At 72.9% G+C, this 26,874-nt stretch carries 22 protein-coding genes and 1 pseudogene; 16 read left to right on the top strand and 7 right to left on the bottom strand.

Translation table 11 applies throughout. The annotated features are described in order from the left end of the window. Nucleotides 1-5: 5 nt before the first annotated feature. Nucleotides 6-833 carry a DeoR/GlpR family DNA-binding transcription regulator gene (locus tag ACWDX6_RS07990; protein ID WP_451484082.1) on the bottom strand — a complete coding sequence of 276 codons (828 nt, stop codon included), beginning with the start codon at nt 831-833 and terminating at the stop codon, nt 6-8. Between the two features lie 134 nt (nt 834-967). Between ACWDX6_RS07990 and ACWDX6_RS07985 the strand changes: the two genes are divergently transcribed. Further along, entirely contained in the window at nt 968-3,451 is a 2,484-nt protein-coding gene (locus tag ACWDX6_RS07985) for a hypothetical protein (protein ID WP_451484081.1), read from the top strand. Here ACWDX6_RS07985 and ACWDX6_RS07980 read toward each other — a convergent pair. The 5 genes from ACWDX6_RS07980 to ACWDX6_RS07960 form a co-directional block, all read right to left on the bottom strand. Next, nucleotides 3,421-5,838, bottom strand: coding sequence for a right-handed parallel beta-helix repeat-containing protein (locus ACWDX6_RS07980; RefSeq protein ID WP_451484080.1), 2,418 nt, complete (start codon nt 5,836-5,838; stop codon nt 3,421-3,423). The two genes, ACWDX6_RS07985 and ACWDX6_RS07980, sit on opposite strands and share 31 nt — an antisense overlap. 82 nt (nt 5,839-5,920) lie before the next feature. After that, nucleotides 5,921-6,529 (bottom strand): Rv1733c family protein, encoded by a 609-nt coding sequence (locus ACWDX6_RS07975; RefSeq protein ID WP_451484079.1) that lies wholly within the window; start codon nt 6,527-6,529, stop codon nt 5,921-5,923. 112 nt (nt 6,530-6,641) lie between these two features. Further along, a complete protein-coding gene (locus ACWDX6_RS07970; RefSeq protein WP_451484078.1) occupies nt 6,642-7,466 on the bottom strand; it encodes an MOSC domain-containing protein in 825 nt (274 codons plus the stop codon). 37 nt (nt 7,467-7,503) lie between these two features. Beyond that, complete coding sequence (locus ACWDX6_RS07965) at nt 7,504-7,965, bottom strand: DUF6643 family protein (RefSeq protein WP_451484077.1); 462 nt, start codon at nt 7,963-7,965, stop codon at nt 7,504-7,506. A gap of 438 nt (nt 7,966-8,403) precedes the next feature. Then, nucleotides 8,404-9,591 (bottom strand): glycosyltransferase, encoded by a 1,188-nt coding sequence (locus ACWDX6_RS07960; protein ID WP_451484076.1) that lies wholly within the window; start codon nt 9,589-9,591, stop codon nt 8,404-8,406. Between the two features lie 58 nt (nt 9,592-9,649). Here ACWDX6_RS07960 and ACWDX6_RS07955 point away from each other — a divergent pair, with 58 nt between their 5' ends. The 6 genes and pseudogenes from ACWDX6_RS07955 to ACWDX6_RS07930 all read left to right on the top strand — a co-directional run bounded on the left by ACWDX6_RS07955 (nt 9,650) and on the right by ACWDX6_RS07930 (nt 16,431). Then, complete coding sequence (locus tag ACWDX6_RS07955) at nt 9,650-10,435, top strand: glutamate racemase (protein ID WP_451484075.1); 786 nt, start codon at nt 9,650-9,652, stop codon at nt 10,433-10,435. Between the two features lie 72 nt (nt 10,436-10,507). Continuing rightward, a pseudogene (locus ACWDX6_RS07950) lies at nt 10,508-11,050 on the top strand (hypothetical protein); the annotation flags it as partial. A gap of 319 nt (nt 11,051-11,369) precedes the next feature. Further along, nucleotides 11,370-12,983, top strand: coding sequence for an apolipoprotein N-acyltransferase (lnt, locus tag ACWDX6_RS07945; RefSeq protein ID WP_451484074.1), 1,614 nt, complete (start codon nt 11,370-11,372; stop codon nt 12,981-12,983). Between the two features lie 24 nt (nt 12,984-13,007). Next, nucleotides 13,008-13,490: an NUDIX hydrolase gene (locus ACWDX6_RS07940; protein WP_451484073.1), complete on the top strand. Its 483-nt coding sequence runs from the start codon at nt 13,008-13,010 to the stop codon at nt 13,488-13,490. A gap of 223 nt (nt 13,491-13,713) precedes the next feature. Beyond that, on the top strand, nt 13,714-14,475 hold the full coding sequence (locus tag ACWDX6_RS07935) for a 3-hydroxybutyrate dehydrogenase (RefSeq protein ID WP_451484072.1): 762 nt from the start codon (nt 13,714-13,716) through the stop codon (nt 14,473-14,475). Nucleotides 14,476-14,541: 66 nt separating this feature from the next. After that, entirely contained in the window at nt 14,542-16,431 is a 1,890-nt protein-coding gene (locus tag ACWDX6_RS07930) for a helix-turn-helix domain-containing protein (protein WP_451484071.1), read from the top strand. A 4-nt stretch (nt 16,432-16,435) separates the two neighbouring features. Here the strand turns inward: ACWDX6_RS07930 and ACWDX6_RS07925 are convergent, their stop codons facing one another. Continuing rightward, nucleotides 16,436-17,671 (bottom strand): cation:proton antiporter domain-containing protein, encoded by a 1,236-nt coding sequence (locus tag ACWDX6_RS07925; protein ID WP_451484162.1) that lies wholly within the window; start codon nt 17,669-17,671, stop codon nt 16,436-16,438. 207 nt (nt 17,672-17,878) lie between these two features. Between ACWDX6_RS07925 and ACWDX6_RS07920 the strand changes: the two genes are divergently transcribed. From ACWDX6_RS07920 to ACWDX6_RS07880, 9 genes are all read left to right on the top strand, one after another. After that, on the top strand, nt 17,879-18,559 hold the full coding sequence (locus tag ACWDX6_RS07920) for a class I SAM-dependent methyltransferase (protein WP_451484070.1): 681 nt from the start codon (nt 17,879-17,881) through the stop codon (nt 18,557-18,559). A gap of 232 nt (nt 18,560-18,791) precedes the next feature. Beyond that, a complete protein-coding gene (locus ACWDX6_RS07915) occupies nt 18,792-19,646 on the top strand; it encodes an NAD(P)-dependent oxidoreductase (RefSeq protein WP_451484069.1) in 855 nt (284 codons plus the stop codon). Nucleotides 19,647-19,870: 224 nt separating this feature from the next. Continuing rightward, nucleotides 19,871-21,241 (top strand): MFS transporter, encoded by a 1,371-nt coding sequence (locus ACWDX6_RS07910; RefSeq protein WP_451484068.1) that lies wholly within the window; start codon nt 19,871-19,873, stop codon nt 21,239-21,241. Nucleotides 21,242-21,405: 164 nt separating this feature from the next. Further along, nucleotides 21,406-21,552 carry a hypothetical protein gene (locus ACWDX6_RS07905; RefSeq protein ID WP_451484067.1) on the top strand — a complete coding sequence of 49 codons (147 nt, stop codon included), beginning with the start codon at nt 21,406-21,408 and terminating at the stop codon, nt 21,550-21,552. A gap of 34 nt (nt 21,553-21,586) precedes the next feature. Further along, nucleotides 21,587-21,994 (top strand): DUF3662 domain-containing protein, encoded by a 408-nt coding sequence (locus tag ACWDX6_RS07900; protein ID WP_451484066.1) that lies wholly within the window; start codon nt 21,587-21,589, stop codon nt 21,992-21,994. A gap of 220 nt (nt 21,995-22,214) precedes the next feature. Further along, nucleotides 22,215-23,615: a globin domain-containing protein gene (locus tag ACWDX6_RS07895; RefSeq protein WP_451484065.1), complete on the top strand. Its 1,401-nt coding sequence runs from the start codon at nt 22,215-22,217 to the stop codon at nt 23,613-23,615. Further along, on the top strand, nt 23,612-24,418 hold the full coding sequence (locus ACWDX6_RS07890) for a pyridoxamine 5'-phosphate oxidase family protein (RefSeq protein ID WP_451484064.1): 807 nt from the start codon (nt 23,612-23,614) through the stop codon (nt 24,416-24,418). The genes ACWDX6_RS07895 and ACWDX6_RS07890 overlap by 4 nt, the downstream gene beginning before the upstream one ends. Nucleotides 24,419-24,747: 329 nt before the next feature. Further along, entirely contained in the window at nt 24,748-24,951 is a 204-nt protein-coding gene (locus tag ACWDX6_RS07885; protein WP_030689787.1) for a cold-shock protein, read from the top strand. A 208-nt stretch (nt 24,952-25,159) separates the two neighbouring features. After that, nucleotides 25,160-26,599: a DEAD/DEAH box helicase gene (locus tag ACWDX6_RS07880; RefSeq protein ID WP_451484063.1), complete on the top strand. Its 1,440-nt coding sequence runs from the start codon at nt 25,160-25,162 to the stop codon at nt 26,597-26,599. Nucleotides 26,600-26,874 lie beyond the last annotated feature (275 nt).

Genomic DNA, 26,874 nt, shown 5'->3' with positions numbered 1-26,874 from the left:
CCCCCTCACTCCCGGTCCTCGCCCGCCACGACGAGATCCGGCAGATGCTCCGCCATCTCCGCCCGGACCCGCGGCGAGAGCCCGCGATCGGTCACGAGCGTGTCCACCTCGTCGAGCCGGGCGAACGAACTGAGGCCCACCGTCCCCCACTTGGTGTGGTCGGCGACCACCACGACCCGGCGGGCCGAGCGCATCAGCAGCCGGTTCGTCTCGGCCTCCGCCAGGTTCGGCGTCGACAGACCCGCCTCCACCGAGATGCCGTGCACCCCGAGGAACAGCACGTCGAAGTGGAGCGAGCGGATCGCCTGGTCGGCGACCGGGCCCACGAGCGCGTCCGACGGCGTGCGCACCCCGCCCGTCAGCACCACCGTCGCCGCGCCGGGACGCGCCTCGCCCGTGGAACCGGCGCGGTGCGCCGCGTGGAAGACATCGGCGACCCGGACCGAGTTGGTCACCACCGTCAGATCCCGCACGTCAAGCAGGTGCCCCGCCAGCGCGAACGTGGTCGTACCGCCCGACAGGGCGATCGCCGCACCGGGCGGCACCATCCGCGCCGCCGTCCGGGCGATCTCGTCCTTCGCCCCCGACTCCAGGACGGACTTGGCCTCGAACCCCGGCTCGTGCGTACTCGCCTCGACCACCGGCACCGCGCCGCCGTGCACCTTCTCCACGACGCCCTGCCGGGCGAGCGCGTCCAGGTCCCGGCGGACCGTCATGTCCGAGACGTTGAGCCGTCGCGTCAGCTCGTTGACCCGGACACCGCCGCGGCGCCGGACCTCGTCCAGAATGAGGGCGCGCCGCTGCTCCGCGAGGAGATTCTGATGGTCGCTCACCGCCGGGGCCGTTCCTTCCGAAGGGGACAGGGGGATGGTGACGGATTACGTGAGAGGCCCTGCGCAGCCGCACGGCCTTCCGCGATCCTGTTGCCTGCCGACGAATCCTGCCATCCAGAGAGCGAGTCACCGAAGTGTCCCCTGCCACACCCGTCCCGCAGAGCGGTGGCGCGGCGCTCGAACTCCTCGTCCACGGTGTCGGCGGAGCCACCCCGCAGGACATGCTGGACGACCCGCGTACGGTACGGGTCACCGGGGACACGACCGCCGCCATGCACCGCCGCGCCGACGACCTGGACGCGGAGGACCACCCCGAGCGCTACGCCGAACGACCGGTCCCCGAGGCGTACTGCTGGGCCAACCTCACCTCCGGCAACGGCGCCCGCGCCCTGTGGCTGCTCCTCCTGCCCTTCATGGTCGCCAACCTGGCCCACTGGATGCGCCCGCCCGCCCACGGCCGGCCCGGCCTCGTCCGGACGTACGGCGTCCTGGTGCGGCTGGTCGCGCTCACCCTCACCGTGCTGCTCACCGCCGCGGCCTGCGAGGTCGCGCTCGATCTGACGGCCTGGCAGTGCGCGGGCGTCACCGCCTGCGCCGAGGGCCGGTCCTGGCTGGGGTTCCTCTCCGCCGAGCGCGGCGGCTGGTGGTCCCAGCCGGGCCGCCGGCTCGCGCTGGCCGCGGTGGTCCCGGCCGCGCTGGTGGGCCTGCTGTGGTACCTCTCCAACCGGACCTGGAGCGCCTACGAGGCGCAGCGCCCGCCCGCCGGGTACGACGACATGCCCGAGGCGCCCGCCGAGACGCCCGGCACGGCCGTGGCCGAGGTCCCGCTCGCGCCCGCTCCCGACGCCGACTCCGCCGAGGACGAGCTCGCCACCATCGACCCCGCCGAGGCCGACGCGGCACCCGGCACCGAGCCCCCGCCCCGGCTCCGTCCCGCCCTCGGGCGCCCCGGCTTCTGGTACGGGCGCCGTCTCGTCGCGCGGCTGCGCGCCGCCCACACGGCCGCCGGCCTCCTGACCGTGGCCGCCGCCCTCGACGGCGCCGCCGCCCGCCACGACCGCGAGGCGGCCTCCTCCCTCGGGGAGCCGCTGGGATGGGCGCTCCAAGGCGCCTGCGCCGTCTTCGCGGCCGTCATACTCTGGGTGGTGTGCCGCCGCGGCCGCAGCGAGAAGCGACTCGACCTGCGGATCGAACGCGCCCTCGTCACCTGGCTGCCCTGCGCCGCCCTCCTCCTGCTGCTGTTCTCCGTCCTGTACGCCGGATGGTCCCGCCCCGGGTGGCGTTCCACCGGCACCCTGCCCGGTGACATGACCTTCGGCGTGCTGACGCTGGCCCAGGGCGGCCTCGTGGTCGCCCTCGGAATCGTCGCCGTCCTGCTGCACCGGCCCCGACGCCACCCGCGCACCGCCATGTTCGGACTCGGCGGACCCGCCGTCGCCATGCTCGCCTGCGCGCTCGCGGGCGTGATGACCGGTGGGGTCGCCCAGCGCGTCGCCGACTGGCTGGACGGGCCCGCCACCCCCGGCATGGGAGAAGGCCCGCTCATCGGACCGCCCGTGCTGCTGAGCTGGCAGGCGTCCGTCATCCCCGTCCTGCTGCTGATGCTGCTCGCGCCCGCCGCCTTCCTCGTCCTGCGGACCGCACGCACCGCCCGCCGCCTCCGGTCGGTCGTCGAGGCCGACTACGGCACGGAGGACCCGGACCCCGTCCGTACCGGAACGATCTCCTCCGGCCGGGCCCGCGCCGGTCTCACCGACGCCGCCCCCGTCCTCGTCGGCATCGTCTCCGGCGCCACGCTGCTGCTCGGAGCCGTCTCCGTGGCGGGCGCCTGGGCCAGCGAGAACGTCCCCGGCCGGGCCTTCGACGGGGCCCATCCCGCGATCGAGTCCGCCGCCGACACCGCCCAGGCCCTCGGCTCCTGGATGATCGGCTTCGGTTTCATACTGTTCGTCACCTGGGGCCGACGCGCCTACAAGGACCGCTCCGCCCGCCGCACCATCGGCATCCTCTGGGACGTGGGCACCTTCTGGCCGCGCGCCGCACACCCCTTCGCCCCGCCCTGCTACGCCGAACGGGCCGTTCCGGACCTGACCTGGCGCATGCGCTCCTGGACCCGGCACACCGGCGGCCGGCTCGTCATCTCCGGCCACTCCCAGGGCAGCGTCCTCGCCGCGGCCGCCGTCTGGCAGCTCCCGCCCGCCACCCGCAAGCGGGTCGCGCTCCTCACCTACGGCTCCCCGCTGGAGCGCCTCTACGGCCGCTGGTTCCCCGCCTACTTCGGCCCCGACGCCCTGCGCGGACTGCATCGCGCGGTGCACTGCTGGAGCAATCTGTACCGCGCCACCGACCCCATCGGCGGCCCGGTCCGGGTGCCCGCCGAGGGGGACAAGCCCGCCGTCGACCGCCCGGCCCTGCTCGACCCGATCGTGTACGGCCGCACCCACGCGCACCCGTTGCCCGAACCGATCCTCGGCCACTCCGACTACCAGGCCGACCCGGCGTTCGCCGGTGAACGCACCGGTCTCCTCGACCGCTTGCCACCCGCCCTGCCCCGCCAGCGGACCGACGGCGCCGACGAGGCCGCACGTCAGGGGAGTTCGGGCAGGTCCTCCGGATAGAGCAGGGTCAGCTCGTCCGTGCTCGCCTCGGCGAGCACGGCGACCCGGCCGGCGTGCCGCTCCACCATCGACTCGAACGTCTGGCGCGCCGTACGGCCGTTGCCGAACGCCGGCCCCTTGGGCAGCTCGGAGAAGTACTTCCGCAGGGCCTCGTCCGTACCCGGCGCGAGCCGGTACTCGTGCTCGTCGGCCTGCTGCTCCACGATCCGCACCAACTCGTCGGGGACGTAGTCGCTGAAGGTGATGGTCCGTGAGAAGCGGGACGCCACACCGGGGTTGACGGTCAGGAACCGCTCCATCTCCGCGGTGTAGCCGGCGACGATCACCACCACCGCGTCGCGATGGTCCTCCATCAGCTTCACCAGCGTGTCGATGGCCTCCCGCCCGAAGTCCCGCCCCGAGTCCTCCGGGGACAGCGCGTACGCCTCGTCGACGAACAGGACCCCGCCGCGCGCCCGGTCGAACGCCTCCTGAGTCCGGATCGCGGTCGAGCCGATGTGCTCGCCGACCAGATCGACCCGCGACACCTCGACCAGATGGCCGCGTTCCAGGACGCCGAGGGAGGCGAGGATCTCGCCGTACAGCCGGGCCACGGTCGTCTTGCCCGTGCCGGGGTTGCCGGTGAAGACCAGATGGCGGCGGACCGAGGCCGCCTTCAGACCCGCCTCCTGCCGTCTGCGCCCCACCTCGATCATGTTGGTCAGCGTCCGGACCTCGTGCTTGACGCTCTCCAGGCCCACCAGGGCGTCCAGTTCACCGAGCACCTCATGGGACGACCGCGCGGCGACCGGGGCCGGTTCGGCGGCCGGCCCGGGCGCGGCGACGGCGGGGGAGTGCGGCGCCGGAACCGTCCCGAGCAGCCCCGCCGACCGTGTCGCCGTGAGCACGGCGCCCGGATCCGACGCCGGGGCGGGACGCACCCCGCTCTCGTCGCTCGTGCAGTCCTCCGCGACCGGGCCGTCCTCGGGCAGGTCGTACCCGCCGCGCGCGCACCGTTCCGTGCGGCACTTGCGCAGGGTCGTCCGGCAGCCGTCCATCACATGGAAGCCGTACCCCCCGCTGCCGGTCACCCGGCAGCCGTGGAACGTGCCCCGCCCCTCGGCCGAGACGTAGAACCCGGCCTCGGCGGGCGAGGTCACCACGCACCGGTCGATCGTCGGGTCGGCGCCCTTGGTGACGATCACCCCGGTCTGCACGGCGTCGATGGTGCAGCCGGCCAGCGTGCCTCCGCTGCCGTGGTCGCGGAACCAGGCGCCGGTGGACGCCTCCCGGATCCGGCAGTCGTCGAGCTGCGCGGTCGCCCCGTCGCTCACCGAGACGGCCGTGTTCCGCACCTGCGACAGATCGCTGTCGACGACATCGGCGCGTGAGCCCCGGTCGAGGACGAACAGCGCGTCGGGCACGTCGTGCACCCGGCACGCGTCGAGCACGACCGTCGCACCGTCGCTGACCCAGACCGCCGGATAGTCGCCCGTACTGTCGTGGATCTCGCACTGGTTGGCGTCCACCCGGGTGCCCGGGTCCCACACGGAGAGGCCGTTGCGTCCGAAGCGCCGCACGGTGGAGCGGGTCAGCGTCAGGACGGAGCGGGAGCGCAGATCGACGGCGTTCTCGGGGATGTCGTGGATGTCGCAGTCGGACACGGTCAGGACCGCGTCCGTGTCCAGTGTGATGCCGTCGGCCGACGTGCGGTGCACGGAGGAGTCGGAGAGATGGACGGTGGCCCGCGCCGCGATCTGCAGACCGGCGCCCTTCACCTCGTACACCTCGCAGCCGATGCCCTCCAGGCCGCTGCCCTCGCCGTTGACGGTGATTCCGGCGCCCGAGGCGTGATGGACCCGGCAGCGTTCGAGCCGCGGATGCGCGCCCCCGCGCACGGAGACGCCGGACTGGCCCGCCGAGACGACCTCGCACTCCTCGAACACCCCGCCCGCGCCGTCCAGTACGGCGATCCCGACCCCGGCCGGATTGTCGACGGTGCAGCGCCGGACGGTGGGTCTGGCGGCGCCGCGGACCTCGATCCCGGCGGCCGAGCGGGTCACGACGCGCAGGTCGAGCAGCTCGGGTGTGCCGTCCTCGACCAGCAGCGCGGGGGCGGCCGCGTCCTGGCCCTCGACATGCAGGTCCTGCACGGTCGCCGAGGCACGGACGGTGAGCGGCACGCCGTCCGCGGGCGCGATCCGCACCGAACCGACCCCGCCCTCCGGTCCGCGCAGGGTGACGGCGCGTCGGATGACGAGGTTCTCCCGGTACGTGCCGGGCGCGACGGTCAGGACGTCGCCGTCCGCGGCGGCCTCCAGGGCCGCGGCGAGGGAGGCGTACTCACCCGTGCGCCTCCGCCACCGCGATGTGCCGGTGTGCGTGACCTGGACCGTGCCCTGTGCCATGGGTGTGCTCTGCCCCCGCCTCATGCGTCGCCGCTGATCCGATGCCCCACCGTAGCGCGCGCGGCGGGGCCGGGTTGACGAGTCAGCTGCCCGCGCCCGTACGTCCCCAGTCGGGGCCGGTCTCGGCCCAGGCGCGGTCGAGCCGCTCGTACCGCCGGTGTACGAGACGTCGTACGATCCCGCGCCTGGCGGTCTCGACGAACACCGAGGCGAGGGCGGCGGTGAGCAGTCCGAGGAGGACCGCGTGGGCGCGGGCCGTCTCCGCCCGCATCGGCGGGGCGACGGGTCGCCCGCTCCGGTCGGTCCAGAGGCGGAAGGTGTCGCCGGGGTCGGACAGGTCCCGCCGCACGGCCACCGTCCCCGTCCGGGACGCGCCGTCGGGCGCCTTCCAGCGGGCGACGACGGCCCGGCGGAGGTGTGGCGCGCCGCCCGGCTCGGGGTTCCGCGGGCCGGCCGTGGGGGCGTCGGCGAGCCGGAGGACCTGTGCCGTCGTCTGCTGCCGCTGCTGATGCTGGGCCAGGACCGCGCTCCTGAGGGAGGCGTCGGTCCGCGCGCCGGAGATCCAGCCGACCGCGGGTACGGCGAGCGCGAGCAGCACGACGGCGGTCAGCGCGACCCATGCCTCGATCAGGTCCGTCGGGCGGCACAGGGGATTGTGCCTCCAGCGCCAGACTCCGGTGGCTGCTCGCACGCCTCGCACCCCCTCGTTCTCGTCGCTCTTCCAACGAGTCTGCCCCGGAGGGGGGTTCCCGCCGTTCGGGCGGGAGGTGCGGCGCGTCCGACCGCCCCCGGCGGGCGGAGGGTCAGCCGAGGATCTCGACCTCGTCACCGACCCGGATCGTGCCGGTGTGCTCGGGCACGAGGTTCTGGCCGAAGATCAGCCGGCTGCCGTCCTTGCGGTGCCGGGCGAGGGTCCGCAGGGGTTCCTTGCCGCGCTCGGCGGTCTCCTGGTCGGTGGTGGTCACGACGCACCGCCCGCAGGACTTGGCGACCCGGAAGGTGACCTCGCCGAGGGAGAGCCGGGTCCAGCCGTCCTCGGCCCAGGGCGCGGTGCCGTCCACGACCACGTTCGGCCGGAAACGGTTCATCGGCAGGGGGCCCTCGTCGGGGTGGTCCCCCTGGGCGATCAGCGAGTTGAGGGCGTCGAGGGAGGACACCGTGGTGACCAGGAGCGGAAAGCCGTCCGCGAAGCTCACCGTCTCGCCCGGCAGCGCGTACTCCGGGTCGATCGGACGACGGTGCGCGGGATCGTCCATGTGCACGAGCCGGACCTCGGTCTCCAGATACGCGCTGAACCACGCGTCCGCCGCGGGATCGGCCGGGACCGCCTCCACCGGAGTCTCGAAGACCTCCACCCGGATCGTGGACGACGGCCGCGGCACCTCGATCGCCAGTGGTTCCCGGCCGGGCGCGGACACCCTGATGCCACCGCCCGGCAGCGGCTCGGCCGAGGCCAACGCCATGCGCGGATGACGGCGTTGGGTCACGACCTTGCCCGAGGCGTCCACGACACTCCAGCGGCGGTCGCCGGCCAGTCCCCATGGCTGGACCTCCGCCTCGGCGGGCGCGACCCCGCGCATCGCCTTGACCGGGTGGACATGGACGGAGCGCACGACAGGATTCGGCATACCGTCATCCTGCCAGCCGCCCCGGACACCGTGTCGGTCAGTACCCCCCGCCCTGGTACGGCCGGTTGTACGGGTCGTCGTACGGAGCGGGGGCCGGGACGGGCCTCGCGGCCGCCGGGCGCATCGCTTCGTACCCCGTGCCCACCGGACGCTGCGGCTGCTGGGGCTGGACGCCCGGGTAGCCGCGGGGACCGGCCGGCTGCTGCGGGATGTAGGGCGCGGGAGCGTGCTGCAGCGGCACCGGGGCCATCTGCTGCGCGGGCTGGGGATAGCCGTAGGAACCACCGCCGCCGTAGGACGGCGCCGGATGGCTGGGTGCCGCCGGAAGGGCGGGCAGAGCCGGCAGGTAACTGTTACCGGTGTCGTACGCGGAAGGCACTCGGATCGGAGCGATCTGAGGCGTGCCCCGCTCCGCGACCAGGGAGTCGTAGATCGGGGTGTCGGGGAACGACGGCGCGGTGTAGTAACCGCCGCCGTAGGTGGAGCGGGGGGAGGTCATGGCACATAAGTTAAGCCCACGATGTGCTGGTTGGGGAGACCGATAAGCGGGTTGTTTGACGGGTTCTGAGGGACCGTCGATCCGCAATGCGAGCGAACGCGACAAATGCGGTCGCCCGAGGGAACGTGGATCTTGAAAAGCCGAGCTGGGGAGGGGTTACCGACGGGTCACCCGCGGTGCGCCCCGGATGCCCGGCATGAAGTCGGCGTAAAGAAATCCCGGCGTCCCGACGGTCAAGATCAACGACGAGCATGTCCATGCTAAAGGGCCTTCTTCGCGGGCGCGCGCGGGGTGCGCACGGGGAATTGGCGAGGCGTTCAGACGGGGGACCGGAAGTCGACGCTTCGTTGCTACTCCTTGTGTCGGAGAAATCGCGCTCCGGCGCGGAGGTCGCATTTCCGGGACGGGCCGTAGCGCCCTCCCTCTCCGTGCCGACGCCTATCGGTCGGGTGCGGCCTCCGGGCGGGCGTACACGCGCCCCTTCCAGGCCGCGCCCTGGCCGCGGTAGTGCCGCACCGCCGAATCCACCGTCATCAGGAGGTAGAGCAGCGCGGTGAAGGGAAGCGTCGGCGCCAGCCGGAGCGGCTGGCGGTAGTAGCGGAGCATCGGAAGGTACGTTCCGGCCATCACCGCCCAGGCGAGCCCGCCCGCCGCGCCCGCCACCGCGTCGCCCGTCAGCGCCCCGGCCGCCACCGCGACCGGGGGAGCGAGGTAGACCACCGCGAGCCCGGCCACCGTGCCGGCCAGCACGACCGGGTTGTGGCGCAGTTGGGCGTAGGCGCTGCGCGACACCATCCGCCACAGGTCGGCGAGGCGGGGATACGGCCGGACACTGTCGACCCGGTCCGCGAGCCCCAGCCAGATCCGCCCGCCGGCCCGCCGCACCGCCCGGGCCAGCGAGACGTCGTCGATCACCGCCTGCCGGATGGCCTCCGGGACCCCGGCCCGCTCGGCGGCCTCCGCCCGCAGCAGCACGCAGCCGCCCGCGGCCGCCGTCGCCCGGGGGCGGCGGGCGTTGATCCAACGGAAGGGGTAGAGCTGGGCGAAGAAGTAGACGAAGGCCGGGACGATCAGACGCTCCCACCCGCTCGCCACCCGCAACCGGGCCATCTGCGACACCAGGTCGAGGCCGTTCGCCGTCGCCGCCGTCACCAGCAGGCGCAGACTGTCGGGCTCGTGCGCGATGTCCGCGTCGGTCAGGAGCAGGAACTCCGGTTCACGCGCGCGTGCCCGCGCCATCCCATGGCGCAGCGCCCACAGCTTCCCGGTCCAGCCGGCCGCGGGTTCACCAGGAGTGACCACCGTCAGCGGCAGCCCGCCGTACCGCCCGGCCAGCTCGCGCGCGAGCTTCCCGGTGCCGTCGGTGCTGTTGTCGTCGACGAGCAGCACCTCCGCCTCACCCGGATAGTCCTGGGTGAGCAGCGACGGCAGGCTGAGCGGCAGCACCTCCGCCTCGTCCCGCGCGGGTACGACCACGATGACGCGCGGCCAGCTCCGCGGCTCCACGCGCGCGTGGCCGGCGTTCAGGGGCAGGCGCTGGTCGGTACGCCAGAAGAACCCCTGTCCCAGCAGCAGCCACCCCCAGGCGGTCAGCGAACCCGTGGCGATCCAGGCAATGGCGCTCATTCGTCGCAGTCTGCCCCACAACGGCGGGGACGCAAGGGTGGTCGGCTAGGGTGACCGGGTGAAGATCGCGCTCATGGACTCCGGAATCGGCCTGCTCGCGGCAGCGGCCGCGGTGCGCCGGCTGCGGCCGGACGCCGATCTGGTCCTCTCCTCCGACCCCGACGGCCTGCCCTGGGGCCCGCGTACCCCCGAGGATCTCACCGCCCGCGCGCTGGCCGTCGCCCGCGCCGCCGCTGCGCAGCGGCCGGACGCCCTCATCGTCGCCTGCAACACCGCCTCGGTCCACGCCCTGCCCGCCATCCGCGCCGAGCTGGAACCGAGTATTCCGGTGATCGGCACCGTCCCCGCGATCAAACCGGCCGCCTCGGACGGCGGGAAGATCGCCATCTGGGCGACCCCGGGGACCACCGGCAGCCCGTACCAGCGCGGACTCATCCGCGAGTTCGCCGAGGCGGCAGAGGTCACCGAGGTGCCCTGCCCGGGCCTCGCCGACGCCGTCGAGAACGCCGACGCGGCAGCCGTCGCACGGACCGTCGCGGCCGCCGCGGCCCTCACCCCCCGCGACATCCGGGCCCTGGTGCTCGGCTGCACGCACTACGAACTCGTCGCCGAGCAGATCCGTACGGCGGTCCAGCACACGGACCTCCCCCCGGTGGTTTTCCACGGCTCGGCCGGGGCAGTCGCCGCACAGGCGCTGCGCCGGATCGGCGCCGGACCCGCACCCTGCGCCGACCCCGTGGGCGGTCTGACCGTGCTCCACAGCGGTCGGCCCTCCCGGCTCACGGCCGCCGCCCTGAGCTACCCGGAAGGCCGTCTGCTCGGAGTCGCGGCCGCGGCCCGCTGACGGGACGAACCCGGTGCGCCGGCGGGGCGACAGCGGGCGCCGCGCGAGCGGAACGTGAGTAGGCTGCGAGCCATGAGGGACCCCTCCCGTCATCCCCACCACCCCCGGCCGCTGGACACCGGTGTACCGGTACCGGAGGTGTGGACCGGCCGTGCCACCAACCGCGTCCAGTGGGTGCTCGCCACCGCCGGCGCGCTCTTCGTCGCCGTCGGCATCGCGCTGGCCGTCGACGCCCCGTGGACGTCGGGCATCATCCCGCTGCTCATGTCCGTGATCGGATGTGTGGCGGCGGGGCTGCTGATGATGTTCGGCACGCTCGCCTTCGTCCATGTGGCGGTGAAGGTCGACGACCGGTCGCTGGAGGTCCGCTGCGGCCCTCTCGGTCTGCCGCGCCGCAGGATCCCGCTGTCCCACGTCGTCGGCGTCGAGGCCGCCCCGGTCACACCACGCCACTGGGGCGGCTGGGGATACCGCTGGCGCCCCGAGAAGGGCACCGGGGTCATCGTCCGCCGGGGCGACGCCGTGGTCCTCGAACTCGGTGACGGACGGGCCTTCACGGTCACGGTGGACGACGCGGACACCGCGGTCCGCGTCATCCGCGACCGCCTCGGCCGAGCGAAGGACACCACGAGGAACGGGGCGCCGCCGTCCACCCCGCCGGCGGCACCCTCCTCGCCCACCACGCCGACCGCACCTCCGGCGCCTCCCGTGCCGCCGCCGACGACGGGGCCGACGAGCGCCTGACTCCCCGCGGACGCCTGAGCCTGTGCGCCGCCGCGTTCCGGGCCCGGGCGTCCGTATGTCTGGCATTCGTCCGGCCTCGAAAGGGCAGCGCGGGAACGTTTCGGCGGGCGGGAGAGCGCGTCCGGCCGCAGGCCGGAGAGGTCTGGACCGGACGCCGTCGGCCCGGGAACCGCGCCGTAGACTCCGCAATGTGAGCACCACCATCGCGCCCGTCGACGCCTCCGGCCCCACCGCCGCCTCCGAGACGGGGGCCGGTCGCCGGCTCCGGCGCCTCGTGCGGCCGGGCGCCGCCGCCCTGTCCGGGGCCCTGCTCTTCCTGAGCTTCCCGCCCCGCCCCCTGTGGTGGCTCGCGCTGCCCGCGTTCGCACTGCTCGGCTGGACCCTGCGGGGCCGCCGCCCGCGCGCCGGATTCGCGCTGGGCCACCTCGCCGGACTCGGCTTCCTGCTGCCGCTGCTGATCTGGACCGGCGCCGAGGTCGGACGGTTCCCGTGGATCGCGCTCGCCGCGGTGGAGGCGCTGTTCGTCGCCGCCGCCGGGGTGGGCATCGCGGCCGTCTCCCGGCTGCCCGCCTGGCCGGTGTTCGCCGCGGCGGTCTGGATCCTCGCCGAGGCGGCACGCGCGCGTGTCCCGTTCGGCGGCTTCCCCTGGGGCAAGGTCGCCTTCGGACAGGCCGACGGCGTCTTCCTGCCGCTCGCCGCCGTCGGCGGCACCCCCGTGCTCGGATTCGCCGTGGCGCTCTGCGGTTTCGGACTCTACGAGGTGGCCCGCCAGGTCCGCGCGTACCGGGCGACCGGCACCGTTCCGCGCGGCCCCCTCGACGCGGCCGCCCTCGCCGTCCTCGTCCCGGTCACCGGCGCCCTGGCCGCGCTGCCCCTGGTCGACGACTCCGCGCAGGACGGCACCGCCACCGTCGCCGCGGTGCAGGGCAACGTGCCGCGCCTCGGCCTCGACTTCAACTCCCAGCGGCGCGCCGTCCTCGACAACCACGCCAACCGCACCAAGGAGCTCGCCGCGGACGTCAGGGCCGGCGAGAAGCCCCGGCCCGACTTCGTGCTGTGGCCGGAGAACTCCTCCGACATCGACCCGCTGGCGAATCCCGACGCGCGGGCCGTCATCGACGAGGCCGTGCGGGCGATCGGCGTCCCGACCGTGATCGGCGCGGTCCTCACCCCCGACACCGGCACACTGCGCAACACCCTCATCGAATGGGACCCCGAGGACGGACCCGTCGCCACCTACGACAAGCGGCATGTCCAGCCCTTCGGCGAGTACATCCCGATGCGGCCCTTCGTACGCCTCTTCAACAGCAACGTGGACCGGGTGAGCCGCGACTTCGGCCCCGGCGACCAGGTCGGCGTCTTCGACCTCGCGGGGACCCGGGTGGGCCTGGCGACCTGCTACGAGGCGGCCTTCGACTGGGCCGTACGGGACACCGTCACGCACGGCGCCCAGCTCGTCACCGTACCGAGCAACAACGCGACCTTCGGGCGCAGCGAGATGACCTACCAGCAGCTGGCGATGTCACGGGTGCGGGCGGTCGAGCACAGCCGCTCCGTCGTCGTCCCGGTCACCAGCGGTGTCAGCGCGATCATCATGCCGGACGGCAGGATCGTGGCGAAGTCGGCGATGTTCACCCCCGACGTGCTGGTCGAGGAGGTGCCGCTGCGTTCCTCGCTCACGCCGGCCACGCGGATGGGCACCCTGCCGGAGGCGCTCCTGGTGGCGGTGGCGGCCGCCGGTCTCGGCTGGTCCGCGCTGCGCGCCGTCCGCGCCCGTCGGAACTCCCCGGCCGCCGGTTCTTGATCCGTAAGGCTTTAGGGTCGGGACATGGGTACTCCTGACTTCATCCGCGACCTGCGGGCCAGCGCCGGCCACCAGCTGCTCTTCCTGCCCGGCGTGAGCGCGGTCGTCTTCGACGACCGGGGGAGGGTGCTGCTCGGCCGGCGGGCCGACAACGGCCTGTGGTCGATCATCGGCGGCATCGTCGAGCCCGGGGAGCAGCCCGCCGACTGCGCGGTGCGCGAGGTGTACGAGGAGACCGCCGTGCGATGCGAGGCCGAGCGGGTCGTGCTCGTCCAGACACTGCGCAAGCCCGTCGTCTACCCGAACGGCGACCGGTGCCAGTTCGTGGACATCTCCTTCCGCTGCCGGGCGGTCGGCGGCGAGGCGCGGGTGAACGACGAGGAGTCGACGGATGTCGGCTGGTTCGAGGTGGACCGGCTCCCGGAGATGAAGCGGTTCTCGCACTTCCGGATCGAGCAGGCGCTCGCCGACGAACCCACATGGTTCGACACCACGCCGCAGGGCTGAAGTATGGGCTCGGCGCACATCGGTCGGGGGTGGCGCGCTTCATAAGGTGCGGAGCATGAGCGCCCCCACCCCCTCAGGTCCCGCGCCGGCCCAGGTACCGGCCCCTTCCCCCCGTCCGGTACGGGCGCCGGCCGCCGGACCGGCCGCCGCAGCGAGGCCCGCGTCGGCCGCCGGACCGAGGCCCGCGCCGGCCCCCGCAGCGAGGCCCGCGCCCGGCTCGGTCATGCTGGACCTCGCCGGACGCACCGCGCTCGTGACCGGCGCGGCCGGCGGCATCGGACGTGCCTGCGCGCTCCGGCTCGCCGCCGCCGGGGCCCGGGTCAGAGCCGTCGACCGGGCCGCCGACGGCCTGGAGGCGCTCGCCCACGAGGCCACCGGCCTGCCGGGCGCGGTCGAGCCGCGACTCCTGGACCTCACCGACCTCGCCGCCGCGGAGACCGTGGCGGCGGGCGCCGACATCCTCGTGAACAACGCCGGACTGCAACTCGTCCGCCCCATCGAGGACTTCCCGCCGGACGTCTTCCACACCGTCCTGACCGTCATGCTGGAGGCCCCGTTCCGGCTGATCCGAGGCGCCCTGCCGCACATGTACGCTCAGGGCTGGGGCCGGATCGTCAACCTCTCCTCCGTGCACGGTCTGCGCGCCTCTCCCTTCAAGTCCGCCTATGTGGCCGCCAAACACGGACTCGAAGGACTCTCCAAGACCGCGGCCCTCGAAGGCGCACCCCATGGAGTCACCTCCAACTGCGTCAACCCCGGCTATGTGCGCACCCCCCTGGTCGAACGGCAGATCGCCGACCAGGCGGCCGCCCACTCCATCCCGCCGGACCGGGTCCTGACCGAGGTGCTCCTCAAGGACTCGGCGCTCAAGCGGCTCATCGAACCGGAGGAGGTCGCCGAGGCGGTGCTCTACCTCTGCACCCCGCAGGCCTCCTTCATCACCGGCACGTCCCTGACCCTCGACGGCGGCTGGACCGCCCACTGACGTTTTCCACAGGCGGTCGTCCACAGGGCTGGTGCGACCACCCGTACGGCAGGTATCCCTGTGTCCATGTCCCAGGAACAGGTCTCCTACCTGGAGCTCCTCGCACGAGGAGCCGCGGTGGAGGCGTACGACAGGCCCGTGCTGCTCGCCCGTGCGAGCGGCGCGGGCCCGGAGGCGCTGGCCGGGCTCGAACAGGCCAAGCAGCTCGCCCTGCGGGTCCGGGCCGAGCTGGAGGGGCGGCGGCGCCGCGAGGCCGAGCTGTCCGCCCTCTTCGAGACCGCCCACGACCTCGCGGGGCTGCGCGACCTCGACGCGGTGCTGCGCGCCATCGTCCAGCGCGCCCGCTCCCTGCTCGGCACCGAGGTCGCCTACCTCAGCCTCAACGACCCGGTCGCGGGCGACACGTACATGCGCGTCACCGAAGGCTCGGTGTCCGCGCGTTTCCAGCAGCTCCGGCTCGGCATGGGCGAGGGCCTCGGCGGGCTCGTCGCCCAGACCGCCCGTCCTTACGTCACCGACGACTACTTCGACGACCCGCGCTTCCAGCACACCCGCACCATCGACTCCGCCGTCGGCGACGAGGGCCTCGTCGCCATCCTCGGCGTACCGCTGACCCTCGGCAGCCAGGTCATCGGCGTGCTGTTCGCGGCGGACCGGCGCGCACGCGTCTTCGAACGGGAACAGGTCGCCCTGCTCGGCTCCTTCGCCGCTCACGCCGCCGTCGCCATCGACACCGCCAACCTGCTCGCCGAGACCCGCTCCGCCCTCGCCGAGCTCGAACGCGCCAACGACATCATCCGCGAACACAGCGGCGTCATCGAACGCGCCTCGGAGGTCCACGACCGGCTCACCGAGCTCGTGCTGCGCGGCGGCGGCGTCCTCGACGTGGCCGGCGCGGTCTCCGAAGTCCTCGGCGGGACCGTCGAGTTCGTCGAGGGCGGAGGCGGACCCGCCCCGCTCGCCGACGGCCACGCCCTGCGGGACGGCGACCACTGGGTGGCCGCCGTCTCGGCCGGCGGCGAGACCTTCGGCGCCCTCGTCCTGCGCGGTCAGCCGGACCTCGATCCGGTCGACCAGCGCACCCTGGAGCGGGCCGCCCTGGTGACATCGCTGCTGCTGCTCGCCCGCCGCTCGGCGGGCGAGGCCGAACAGCGGGTACGGGGCGAGCTGCTCGACGACCTCCTCGACGCCCCCGACCGCGACCGACGCCTGCTGCGCGAGCGCGCCGCCCGCCTGCGCACCGACGTCGACGCGCCCCATGTGGTGCTCGCCGCCCGCATCGACCGGACGGAAGCCGCGGCCGGGAACGACACCGGCGTACGCGAGAGCGCGGACCGTCAGCGGCTCTGGTCGGCCGCCTCGCATCTGGCCGCCACGCGCCACGGCCTCGCCTCCGCGCGCGACGGCGGGACCGTGCTGCTGCTCCCGCTCGGCCCCGGCGAGAGCGCCGCCGAGCTGGCCCGGCAGACCGCCAAGCACCTCGGCGGCGCGCTGCGCGAGCCGGTCACGGTCGGCGCCTCCGCCCCCGTCGAGGCACCCCTCGCCCGCCCGGGCGAGGTCGCCGCCGCGTACGAGGAGGCCCGCCGCTGCCTGGCCGCGCTGCGTCTGCTGCACCGCGCCGGACAGGGCGCGGCCGCCGAGGACCTGGGCTTCCTCGGTCTGCTGCTCGCCGACAGCCGGGACATCGAGGGCTTCGTCGAGCGCACGATCGGTCAGGTCCTCGCGTACGACCGGCGCCGGGGCACGGACCTGGTGCGCACCATGGAGGCGTACTTCGCGAGCGGCATGAGCCCCGCGCGCACCAAGGACGACCTCCATGTCCACGTGAACACGGTCGCCCAGCGCGTCGAGCGAATAGGCCGCCTCCTCGGCCCGGACTGGCAGTCCCCGGCCAGGGCGCTCGAGATCCAACTGGCACTGCGCCTGCACGCGATGTCGACGGCGGTCACCCTCTGACCGCTCACGGCGGTGCGGGCGAGGAGCGGCGCAGCCGGTCGAGGCGCCGGATGATCGGTGTCGCGGCAGCACCATGGAGGACGACGGAGAGCAGGACGGTGAAGGCGACCACGGACCAGAGCTGTCGTGCGTCGGCTTCGAAGGCGTCGCTGTGGCCGAGCGCGTAGGCGAGGTAGAACAGCGAGCCGATGCCGCGGATACCGAAGAAGGCGGTGACCGCTTTCTCCCTCGGTCCCGCCGCGAAGCCGATCAGGCCCAGCCACCCCGCGGCCGGCCGGACGACGAGGACGAGCAGGACGGCGACGAGGGCGCCTTGCCAGCTGAGGATGTGCAGTCCCCCGGTGACGAGGAAGCCTCCCAGCAGGAAGAGCAGGCACACGGTGAGCAGCCGTTCGATCTGTTCGGTGAACTCGTGCAGTACACGGTGGTAGCCGTGGCTGCGCTCGGCCGCACGGATGGTGCAGGCCGTCACGAACACGGCGAGGAAACCGTAGCCGTGGAGCAGCTCGGCCGCTCCGTACGCCAGGAACGTGGCGCCGAGGGCGACGAACCCCTCCATGTGCTCCGACAGCCGCAGCGCGTTCGTCCGCGCGCGGAAGAACATCCGGCCCAGCAGGCGCCCGGCCACGATCCCCACCGCCACTCCGACGACGACCTTGACCAGGACGTCGATGAGCAGCCAGCGCCCGATCCAGTCGGCCGACCACCCGTCGCCGGCAGCCGTGGCGAGTGCGAGGGCGGCCAGGACGAACGGGAAAGCGAGTCCGTCGTTCAGTCCGGCTTCGGAGGTGAGAGCGAACCGGACCTCGTCCTCGTCGTTCTCCGCGTCCGTGGGCTCGCCCACCCGCACCTCGGCCGCCAGCACGGGATCGGTCGGTGCGAGCACCGCGGCGATGAGCAGGGCGAGCGCCGGCGGCCAGTCGAGCAGGAGCGCGGCGATGAACGCCGTCCCGGCGATGGTCAGGGGCAGGCTGATGCCGAGCAGGCGCCAAGGCCCGCCCCACGCGCGCCGGCCGAAGGGCCGGTTGAGGGCGAGACCGGCTCCCATCAGCGACACGATCACGCACAGTTCGGTCGCATGCTCGACCCAGATCCGGTCGCGCACCGGGTCCACCGTCGGCACGGGCAACGGCAGAGCCGCCACGATGGCACCGGCCGCCAGGAAGACCATCGGCATGGAGAGCGGCCGCTTGAACACGAGCCTCGGTACGACGGCCGCGCCGAGCGCACCCAGGCCCATCGCGAGATAGACGGTGTCGGAGACGATCACCCCGCTCCTCCTTTCCGAAACGGCTCCCTCCATGCGTGCTGTCGCGAGGCGAGCCTGAGGAGGCAGCACACGGACGAGGCGACGGTCGTGTGCGGGTGCCGGCCGTTCCCGACCACCGTTTTGCCGGACCGGCAAGAGGAGTGGCGCAACCGTGGGGCGACAGGCGACGGTGGGCCGATGACCGACGACATCGCAGCGGGATCGCCCGCGTCCACCAGCCCCTCGCCTGCCGACGGATACGTCGGAGACCCCGCCGTGCGTGCGGAGTGGGACGCTCGCTATGCCGATCGGCAGCAGCTGTGGAGCGGCCGGCCCAACGGCGCGCTCGTGGCCGAGGTCACCGGACTCACCCCCGGCCGGGTGCTCGACGTCGGCTGCGGCGAGGGTGCCGACGCGGTCTGGCTCGCGCGCGGCGGATGGGAAGTGACCGCGCTCGAGGTCTCGGGCGTGGCGCTGGAGCGGGCGGCCGGGCACGCGCGGGACGCCAGCGTCGACATCCGCTGGGTCCACGCCACACTGACGGATGCGGCGCTTCCGCCGGCCTCCTTCGACCTGGTGGCCGCGTTGTACCCGGCGCTCCTGAGCACTCCCGACGCCGCGGCAGAACGCGCGCTGCTCTCGGCCGTCGCGGTCGGCGGTGTGCTGCTGCTCGTCCACCATGCGGGCATGGACACCCAGCAGGCGCAGGAGAGCGGCTTCGACCCCGCGGACTACATCTGGCCCTCGACGGTCGCGCCTCTCCTCGACGACGACTGGGTGGTGGAGGTGGCTGAGCAGCGGCCACGCGTGGCACCCGACGGCGGCGCCGGCGCGCACCATACCGACGACCTGGTGCTGCGCGCACGACGGCTGCGCTGAGCCCTCCCGGGCCCCCGGCAGGCGTGGCGGGAAAGCCCGTTCGGCATGACCGAGCAAGCTGCCCTCGGTGAGCGGCGCACGCTTCGGATCTCCCTTGACCTCAACTTCGGTTCAGGTCTTAGCGTGACGTTTCACGAACGCCAAGGGCCGCCCGGGACGGGCCGGCTCACCGAAACCGGGGAGAGCGACTGTGACGAACACTGCCTCAGAACGTACCGATGCCCAGCCGGCCGTGACCGTGATCGGTCTGGGCGAGATGGGCTTCGCGCTCGCCGGCGCCTTCCTGGATGGCGGGCACCCGACCACGGTGTGGAACCGTACGCCGGAGAAGGCCGCCCCCCTGGTCGCCAGGGGCGCCGAGCGGTCCGCGACTGTCCGCGACGCCGTTGCCGCCAGTCCCCTGGTGGTCGTCAGCGTGAAGGGCAATGAGACGGCCCGCGCGATTCTGGAATCGTCGGCCGACGCGCTCTCCGGCCGCTTTGTGCTCAACCTCACGGACGGGACGTCCGCAGAGGCGAGAGCCGTCGCCGAATGGGTCATGGACCACGGCGCGCGGTACCTCCATGGGCAGATCATGACGATCGCTCCGGGCATCGGGGGAGCGGAGACGGTGGTCTTCTACGGCGGTTCCGACGCCGTGTTCGACGGCTTTCATCCGACGCTCCGGCTGATCGGCGGCCGGGGAACGCTGATCTCCGCCGACGCGGGCGTGCCGGCCCTGTACGGAATGGCCGTGCACGGCACCATGTGGGGCGCGCTCAACGGATTCCTGCACGCGGCCGCCCTGCTGTCCAGCGAGGGCATCGAGGTGAAGCGGTTCCTGGACGACGCCGGCCCGTCCATGGCCGCACTCCTGGGGTCCTTCCCGATGATCGCCGACGAGGTCGACCGTGGTGAGTACGCGACGCGGTACGGAGCGCTCCAGCACCACAGGCCCTCGGTCGAGGACCTGGTCCGCGAGAGCGAGGCGCGGAACATCGACGTCGAATTCCCCGGCTACACCCTCGGCCTGGTGGACAAGGCCGTGCGGGACGGCCATGCCGACGACAGCTACTCGCGTCTGATCGAGCACTTCAAGAAGGAGTGAGTACGTCAGCAGACGCCCGCGCCCTACACTCCGGCCATGGATACCGGGGTGATGGGGAGCCCCTTGCAACGGCGCGAGAGCCTCCGCCGGGGGCCCGGCATGGTGGCGGCCCGCATCGCTGCCCGCGGAACTATGGTGTCCCACCACATACGCGTCTGACCTGGGCGTTTCTACGGTATGGCGACACGAACCCGTCCCCGTAACCCCGCCCGGAAGTGGTGCACATGGCCGCCGCAACAACCGCTCCCACACCCCCCAGCTCCCTCAAGCGCATCGTCGCCGCCAGCCTCATCGGCACCACCATCGAGTGGTACGACTTCTTCCTCTACGGCTCGGCCGCCGCGCTCGTCTTCAACAAGCTGTTCTTCCCCGACTCCGACCCGCTGGTCGGGACACTGCTCTCGTTCCTGACGTACGCGGTCGGGTTCGCCGCCCGGCCGCTGGGCGCGCTGGTCTTCGGGCACTACGGGGACCGGCTCGGGCGCAAGAAGCTACTGGTGCTGAGTCTGCTCCTGATGGGCGGGGCGACCTTCGCCATCGGTCTGCTGCCGACCCACGCCACCATCGGCTCGGCCGCACCCCTGCTGCTCACCGTGCTGCGCCTGGTGCAGGGCTTCGCGCTCGGCGGTGAGTGGGGCGGTGCCGTGCTGCTGGTCTCGGAGCACGGAGACGCGAAGCGGCGCGGGTTCTGGGCGTCGTGGCCGCAGACCGGGGCGCCGGCCGGACAACTGCTCGCGACGGGAGTGCTGTCCGCCCTGACCGCGCTGCTCTCCGAGTCCGCGTTCCTCTCATGGGGCTGGCGCATACCGTTCCTGCTCTCCGGTGTGCTGGTGATCGTCGGCCTGTGGATCCGTCTCTCGGTCGACGAGTCGCCTGTCTTCAAGGCGGCGCTCGCCGCCGCCGCCGAACGCCAGGCCGAGGCCGGCGTGGTGGAGAAGATGCCGCTGGTCGCCGTCCTGCGCCACCACTGGCGCGACGTACTCGTCGCGATGGGCGCCCGCATGGCGGAGAACATCAGCTACTACGTGATCACCGCGTTCATCCTCGTCTACGCCACGACCTCGGTGGGCCTGAGCAAGCAGACCGCGCTGAACGCCGTCCTCATCGCCTCCGCCGTCCACTTCGCGGTGATCCCCGCCTGGGGTGCGCTCTCGGACCGGATCGGCCGCCGACCGGTCTACCTCATCGGAGCCGTCGGCGTCGGCGCCTGGATGTTCCCCTTCTTCGCCCTCATCGACTCCGGCGGCTTCGGCGCCCTGCTGCTCGCCGTCACCGTCGGACTCGTCCTGCACGGGGCGATGTACGCGCCGCAGGCCGCGTTCTTCTCCGAGATGTTCGCGACCCGGATGCGCTACTCGGGGGCCTCCATCGGAGCGCAGTTCTCCTCCGTCGCCGCGGGCGCCCCGGCGCCGCTGATCGCCACCGCGCTGCTCGCCGACTACGGCAGCTCGACGCCGATCGCCCTCTACGTGATCGCGGCCGCGCTCCTCACGGTCGTCGCCCTCGCCTGCGCCCGCGAGACCCGCAACCGCGACCTCTCCGAGGTCGCCGAGGACGCGGCCCCCGTCCCGGCCCCGGTGCGCGCCGACGTCTGATCCGAGCACGCCCGGGCCCATGGCCCCCTTCGCCGCGTCGGTGGAGGGGGCCCACCGGCGTGCTGGGCCGGCTTCCCGCTCGGCGTTCGGGTGGACCACGCGTCTCGCGGCATCGACGGGGCGTCACCGGGTAAGCGGACGGTACACGGCCCGAAGGAGGAGACATGTCCGGATTGATGGCACGTATCAAGCAGTTCACCCGCAGCCCGCAGGGACAGCGGGCGATCGCGTCGGCGCGGCGGGCTGCCGCGGACCCGCGCAAGCGTTCCCAGGCCCGCGGCCTGCTCGGCAGGCTTCGCGGGCGGCGGTGAGAACACCCGGGGACGAGGAGCGGAGGGCAGGCGTATGGCCAGCGGAAGGCTGACCCGGTGGGAGCGATCTCTCGAGCGCTGGCAGAGCGCTCTGCTCTCCAAGGCCCGTCGGCGCGAGCCCGTCGAGCTGCTCGACGCGCTGCGCCGTGAGTGCGACGCCCACGCCGTGGTGTGCAGCGAGCGCAGAGTGGTCGTGCCCAACGCCTACGAGGTGGAACTGGACACGAAGGTGCACGAGGCGTTGATGCGGCACGGCGGCGCCGACGTGGGGCAGGCGCTGACGGACGACCTGGCTCGCCACGGCGAGCGGAAGGGATACGAGTGGGCCGGGCCGCTCGCCGTACGCGTCACCCCGACGCGACGCCCATCCGGCGACCCGTACCGCGTGAGCAGCGGCCCCATGCCGCACGTGCGCGCCGACGCCTTCCCGGCGGCCGACTGAACACCCGGTACGGGGGCGCCGACCGGGCATGGGCGGTCGGCGCCGTCGTCGGGAGAACCTGTGAAGAATTGGCGGCCCGGGTGGCGATCGGCCTTGTCGGCGGATTCCCCCCAGAGGTGGAGCGAGAGGTCTGTGCCATCCGTTGAACCGACCGGTAACTTCCGGCAATGCCCGGGTTTCTCGGTGTTGAGACTCCGGAGAACCGGGACACAAGGGTGGTTTGCGCCGCCGAGGATCCCGTTCATGGATTCGGACGGGCGGGGTAGGGTCGAGCCCGCGAAGAGCGACCGAAAGACGTTCGAGGCGAGGCAATCCGATGGACGGCAGTAATGGGGGCGGGGGCTGGTTCAGTCCAAGTCCGAGCAGGAAATCGACCGGTACGGCGCAGAAGGCACGTACGGAAGAGGGCCCGATACCCGCGGGCCCCGCGGCCGACGGCCGCCCCATACCCGGCAATCCCGTTCCCGACGCTCTCGGCGGACAGGACGAAGGCGGTTCCCCCGAGGCCGTCCTGATCCGTCGGACCATGGCCGAGATCGAGCCGATCGCCGACAAGGTCACGTCGTATTTCTACGCGCTGCTCTTCCTCCAGCACCCGGAACTGCGCGGCCTCTTTCCCGCGGCGATGGACGCCCAGCGCGACCGCCTCTTCAAGGCGCTGCTCACCGCCGCGAGACACGTGGACGACACCGACACCCTCACCACGTACCTCTCCCACCTCGGGCGCGGTCACCGGAAGTACGGCACCCGCCCGGAGCACTACCCGGCCGTGGGGGAGTGCCTCATCGGAGCCCTCTCCCGCCATGCCACGCGGAGCTGGAACGCCGAGACGGAGGCCGCCTGGGTCGGCGCGTACACCGCCATCTCCCAGATCATGATCGACGCCGCCGCCGAGGACGAGCTGCGGGCACCCGCCTGGTGGGAGGCGGAGGTGGTCGCGCACGAGATGCGCACGCCCGACATCGCGGTCGTGACCGTGCGCCCCAACCACCCCTACCCCTTCCTGGCCGGGCAGTACGCCGCGCTCGAGACCCCGTGGTGGCCGCGCGTCTGGCGGCACTACTCCTTCGCCTCCGCGCCCCGCTCCGACGGGCTGCTCTCCTTCCACGTCAAGGCGGTGCCGGCCGGCTGGGTCTCCAACGCCCTCGTGCACCGCGCCCGCCCGGGGGACATGATCCGCCTCGGTGCCCCCGCCGGCTCCATGACCGTGGACCACAGCACCGACAACGGACTGCTGTGCGTGGGCGGTGGCACGGGCATCGCACCCATCAAGGCCATGATCGAGGACGTGGCCGAGCACGGCCGCCGCCGCCGCGTCCAGGTGTTCTACGGCGCCCGCCGCGACCACGACCTGTACGACATCGACACGATGCTCCGGATGCAGCAGACCCACCCGTGGCTCTCGGTCCGCCCGGTCGTCGACGACGGCCCCGGTGGCGATCTCTGCGGCCAACTGCCCGAGGCCGTCTGCCAGTACGGCCCCTGGCACACGTACGACGCCTATCTGTCCGGCCCTCCGGCGATGATCCGCCGCAGCGTCGACACCCTGGTGGGGATCGGCATCCCCTCCCACCGCATACGGCACGACTCCATCGAGGAACTGGTCGGAGCAAGGAATTGAGCACTTTCGAACAGGCCGGGCAGCAGGCGGCGGCGGTGCGCACGACCCGTCCCGGCAGCGACGGCGAACACTTCGTCCAGCAGCGCATGGGGACGACCGAGCGGGCCGACAAGTTCTACGCCGAGCAGGTCCTCGACCGGCTCAACCCCCGGATGAGGGAGTTCGCCGCCCGGCAGGAGATGTTCTTCCTGGCCACCGCCGACCGGCACGGGGAGTGCGACAACACGTTCCGGGCCGGCCCGCCCGGCTTCCTCCAGGTCCTCGACGAGCTGACCGTCGCCTACCCGGAGTACCGGGGCAACGGCGTGCTCGCCAGCCTCGGCAACATCGAGGAGAACCCGCACGTCGGCATCCTGATGGTGGACTTCCTCCGGGACCGCATCGGACTGCACATCAACGGCAGGGCGCGGATCGTCGCCGACGACGTCATGCGCCAGGCGCACCCCGGGCTCGCCGTGGACCCCGTACCCGGCCGCCGCGCCCAGCTGTGGGTGGAGGTCACGGTCGAGGAGGCGTACATCCACTGCGCCAAGCACATCCCCCACCTGCAGAAGGTGCCGGTCCAGGGCGGCAGCCGCGCGTGGGGCACCGACGACTTCAAGCGCAAGGGCGGCGACTTCTTCGGAGCCGGCGCCGAAGCGGCCGAGCGGGGACCGTTCCTTCCCCCTCCCCGTGCGGACGCGGCGGCGTGGCGCGAGGAGGCGTCGAAGGTGCTGGCGAGGGCCGAGCGGCGCACGGGCGCCCCCCGGGACGAGGTGTTCAGCGGCTGGTTCAGCAGGAACGCGGGAAACGTGTCCGTCTGAGACGGGCGACGTACGCCCATCGGCGCCCCCGGTCTCGCGGGGGCGCCCCGGCGGGACCGGGGGCGCCACAGCCGCGGCCACGGCACGCCGGCCAGGCCCGCCACCCCGTCTCAATTTTCTCGGGCGTCCACAAAGCACGGGACCCCTTTCCGTGCTACAGTCGACAGCAGTTGCAGTTGTGGTTCCCATAAGACTTCAAGTGCCCGAGACGATCTCGCATCGTCGGGCACTTTTGTATTTTCGGTTCTTTTTCCGGACGGGGTAATCATCGCGGCGACGCCGGGATTCGCACAGTGCGGACCCGGGTAATGCCCCGAAGGAGATATGGCATGGCTACTGGCACCGTGAAGTGGTTCAACTCGGAAAAGGGCTTCGGCTTCATCGAGCAGGAGGGTGGCGGCCCCGACGTCTTCGCCCACTACTCGAACATCGCCACCCAGGGCTTCCGTGAGCTGCAGGAGGGCCAGAAGGTGAGCTTCGACGTCACGCAGGGCCAGAAGGGCCCGCAGGCCGAGAACATCGTTCCCGCCTGACGCACACGCTGAGGCGTACCGACGCAGCTGGGGTCCCCACCGCGAGGTGAGGGCCCCGGCTCGTTCGTTTTTCCACGGTCCGGCTCCCGGAGCCGGACCCGCATGACATCGGGCCGCCTTTTCCCGCTCAGGCCCTCGCTCATTCCCCGTGCATTCGCTCCATGGCCGCATCGAATTCCCCGAGACCGCCATGTCGAGGAAGGTGTCCATGAACCGCTCGTCCGCGACGAACCGTCCCTCCGTGAATCGTTCGGCCCGCTCCGACGAGTTCGCGCTCCCGGAGACCCTGACGCCTCCCCTTCCCGCCGCGGCGAGCTTCGGTGACATGGAGCTGCCCACCGCCCTGCTGAACACGCTCGCCGAGCTCGGCGTCGAGACGCCCTTCCCGATCCAGGCGGCCACCCTCCCGAACGCCCTCGCGGGCCGTGACGTGCTGGGCCGCGCCCGCACCGGATCGGGCAAGACGCTCGCCTTCGGCCTCGCCCTCCTGGCGCGTACGGCCGGACAGCGGGCGGACGCCAGGAAGCCACTGGCCCTGGTCCTCGTCCCGACCCGGGAACTCGCCCAGCAGGTCACCGACGCGCTCACCCCGTACGCCGGCGCGCTGAAACTGAGGCTGGCCACCGTCGTCGGCGGCGTGTCGATCGGGAGGCAGGCGACGGCGCTGCGCGCCGGGGCCGAGGTCCTCGTCGCCACCCCGGGCCGCCTGATGGATCTCGTCGAGCGCAAGGACTGCCGCCTGGACCGGGTGGCCCTCACCGTCCTGGACGAGGCCGACCAGATGGCCGACATGGGCTTCATGCCGCAGGTCACCGAACTGCTCGACCAGGTGCGCCCCGACGGTCAGCGGATGCTGTTCTCGGCCACGCTCGACCGCAACGTCGACCTCCTGGTGCGCCGCTACCTCCAGGACCCGGTGGTCCACTCGGTCGACCCCTCCGCCGGCGCCGTCACCACCATGGACCACCACGTCCTCCAGGTGCACGGAGCCGACAAGTACGCCACCGCCACGGAGATCGCCGCCCGGGACGGGCGCGTGCTCATGTTCCTGGACACCAAGCACGCCGTCGACCAGTTCACCCGGCACCTCCTCGGCAGCGGGGTACGGGCCGCGGCCCTGCACGGCGGCAAGGCCCAGCCGCTGCGCACCCGGACCCTGGAACGCTTCAAGTCCGGCGAGATCACGGTGCTCGTGGCGACGAACGTCGCGGCCCGCGGCATCCACATCGACCACCTCGACCTCGTCGTGAACGTCGACCCGCCGACCGACCACAAGGACTATCTGCACCGCGGTGGCCGTACCGCCCGCGCCGGCGAGTCCGGCAGCGTCGTCACCCTGGTGACGGCGGGTCAGCGCCGGGACATGGCGCGCGTCCTGTCGGAAGCGGGCATCCGCCCCCTGATCACCCAGGTCCGCTCCGGCGAGGCCGAACTGAGCCGCATCACCGGCGCCCAGGCCCCCTCCGGCGTCCCGCTCGGCGGCAACGCGCCCGCCACGGACCGCGTCAAGCGCGGCGGTGCCGCCTTCCGGGGCATGGGAACCGTTCCGGGGAAGCCCGGTCGCGCCAAGAACGAGTCCCGGCGGGCCGCCGAGGCCCGGCAGACGGCCGAGGCCCGCAAGGCCGCCCGCATCCGCCGCGGCGCGTGACCCTCCGAGGCACGTGAGCCCCCAAGGCACGTGGCCCCCGAGGCGCGTCAGCCTTCAGCACGTGCGCCCCGAGGGCGTCAGCCCCGAAGGGTGAACCCCGACGTGTGAAACCCGGCAGCGAGACCCTCCGGCCGCCGGGCCGTCCGGCGTACCCGTAGGTCCCCACAGCCACGGGCATGGACTTCTCGTACGACTCCATGGACTCTTCGTCGCGCCCCGCCACGACCGGCCCGCCCACCCCTACGGTGAACCCGGCCGTGAGGACGCCCCGTTGG

Source organism: Streptomyces sp. NPDC003027 (genome assembly GCF_053591435.1).
Note: the sequence above shows the minus strand (reverse complement) of the source record. Positions and strands in the feature narration are given on the sequence as shown.

Bases quoted from the DNA above. Each gene is read 5' to 3' on its own strand.
- ACWDX6_RS07980 (WP_451484080.1), bottom strand. From the start codon at position 5,838: ATGGCACAGGGCACGGTCCAGGTCACGCACACCGGCACATCGCGGTGG.
- ACWDX6_RS07970 (WP_451484078.1), bottom strand. From the start codon at position 7,466: ATGCCGAATCCTGTCGTGCGCTCCGTCCATGTCCACCCGGTCAAGGCG.
- ACWDX6_RS07965 (WP_451484077.1), bottom strand. From the start codon at position 7,965: ATGACCTCCCCCCGCTCCACCTACGGCGGCGGTTACTACACCGCGCCG.
- ACWDX6_RS07960 (WP_451484076.1), bottom strand. From the start codon at position 9,591: ATGAGCGCCATTGCCTGGATCGCCACGGGTTCGCTGACCGCCTGGGGG.
- ACWDX6_RS07940 (WP_451484073.1), top strand. From the start codon at position 13,008: ATGGGTACTCCTGACTTCATCCGCGACCTGCGGGCCAGCGCCGGCCAC.
- ACWDX6_RS07935 (WP_451484072.1), top strand. From the start codon at position 13,714: ATGCTGGACCTCGCCGGACGCACCGCGCTCGTGACCGGCGCGGCCGGC.
- ACWDX6_RS07930 (WP_451484071.1), top strand. From the start codon at position 14,542: ATGTCCCAGGAACAGGTCTCCTACCTGGAGCTCCTCGCACGAGGAGCC.
- ACWDX6_RS07925 (WP_451484162.1), bottom strand. From the start codon at position 17,671: ATGGGCCTGGGTGCGCTCGGCGCGGCCGTCGTACCGAGGCTCGTGTTC.
- ACWDX6_RS07920 (WP_451484070.1), top strand. From the start codon at position 17,879: ATGACCGACGACATCGCAGCGGGATCGCCCGCGTCCACCAGCCCCTCG.
- ACWDX6_RS07910 (WP_451484068.1), top strand. From the start codon at position 19,871: ATGGCCGCCGCAACAACCGCTCCCACACCCCCCAGCTCCCTCAAGCGC.
- ACWDX6_RS07905 (WP_451484067.1), top strand. From the start codon at position 21,406: ATGTCCGGATTGATGGCACGTATCAAGCAGTTCACCCGCAGCCCGCAG.
- ACWDX6_RS07900 (WP_451484066.1), top strand. From the start codon at position 21,587: ATGGCCAGCGGAAGGCTGACCCGGTGGGAGCGATCTCTCGAGCGCTGG.
- ACWDX6_RS07885 (WP_030689787.1), top strand. From the start codon at position 24,748: ATGGCTACTGGCACCGTGAAGTGGTTCAACTCGGAAAAGGGCTTCGGC.
- ACWDX6_RS07880 (WP_451484063.1), top strand. From the start codon at position 25,160: ATGAACCGCTCGTCCGCGACGAACCGTCCCTCCGTGAATCGTTCGGCC.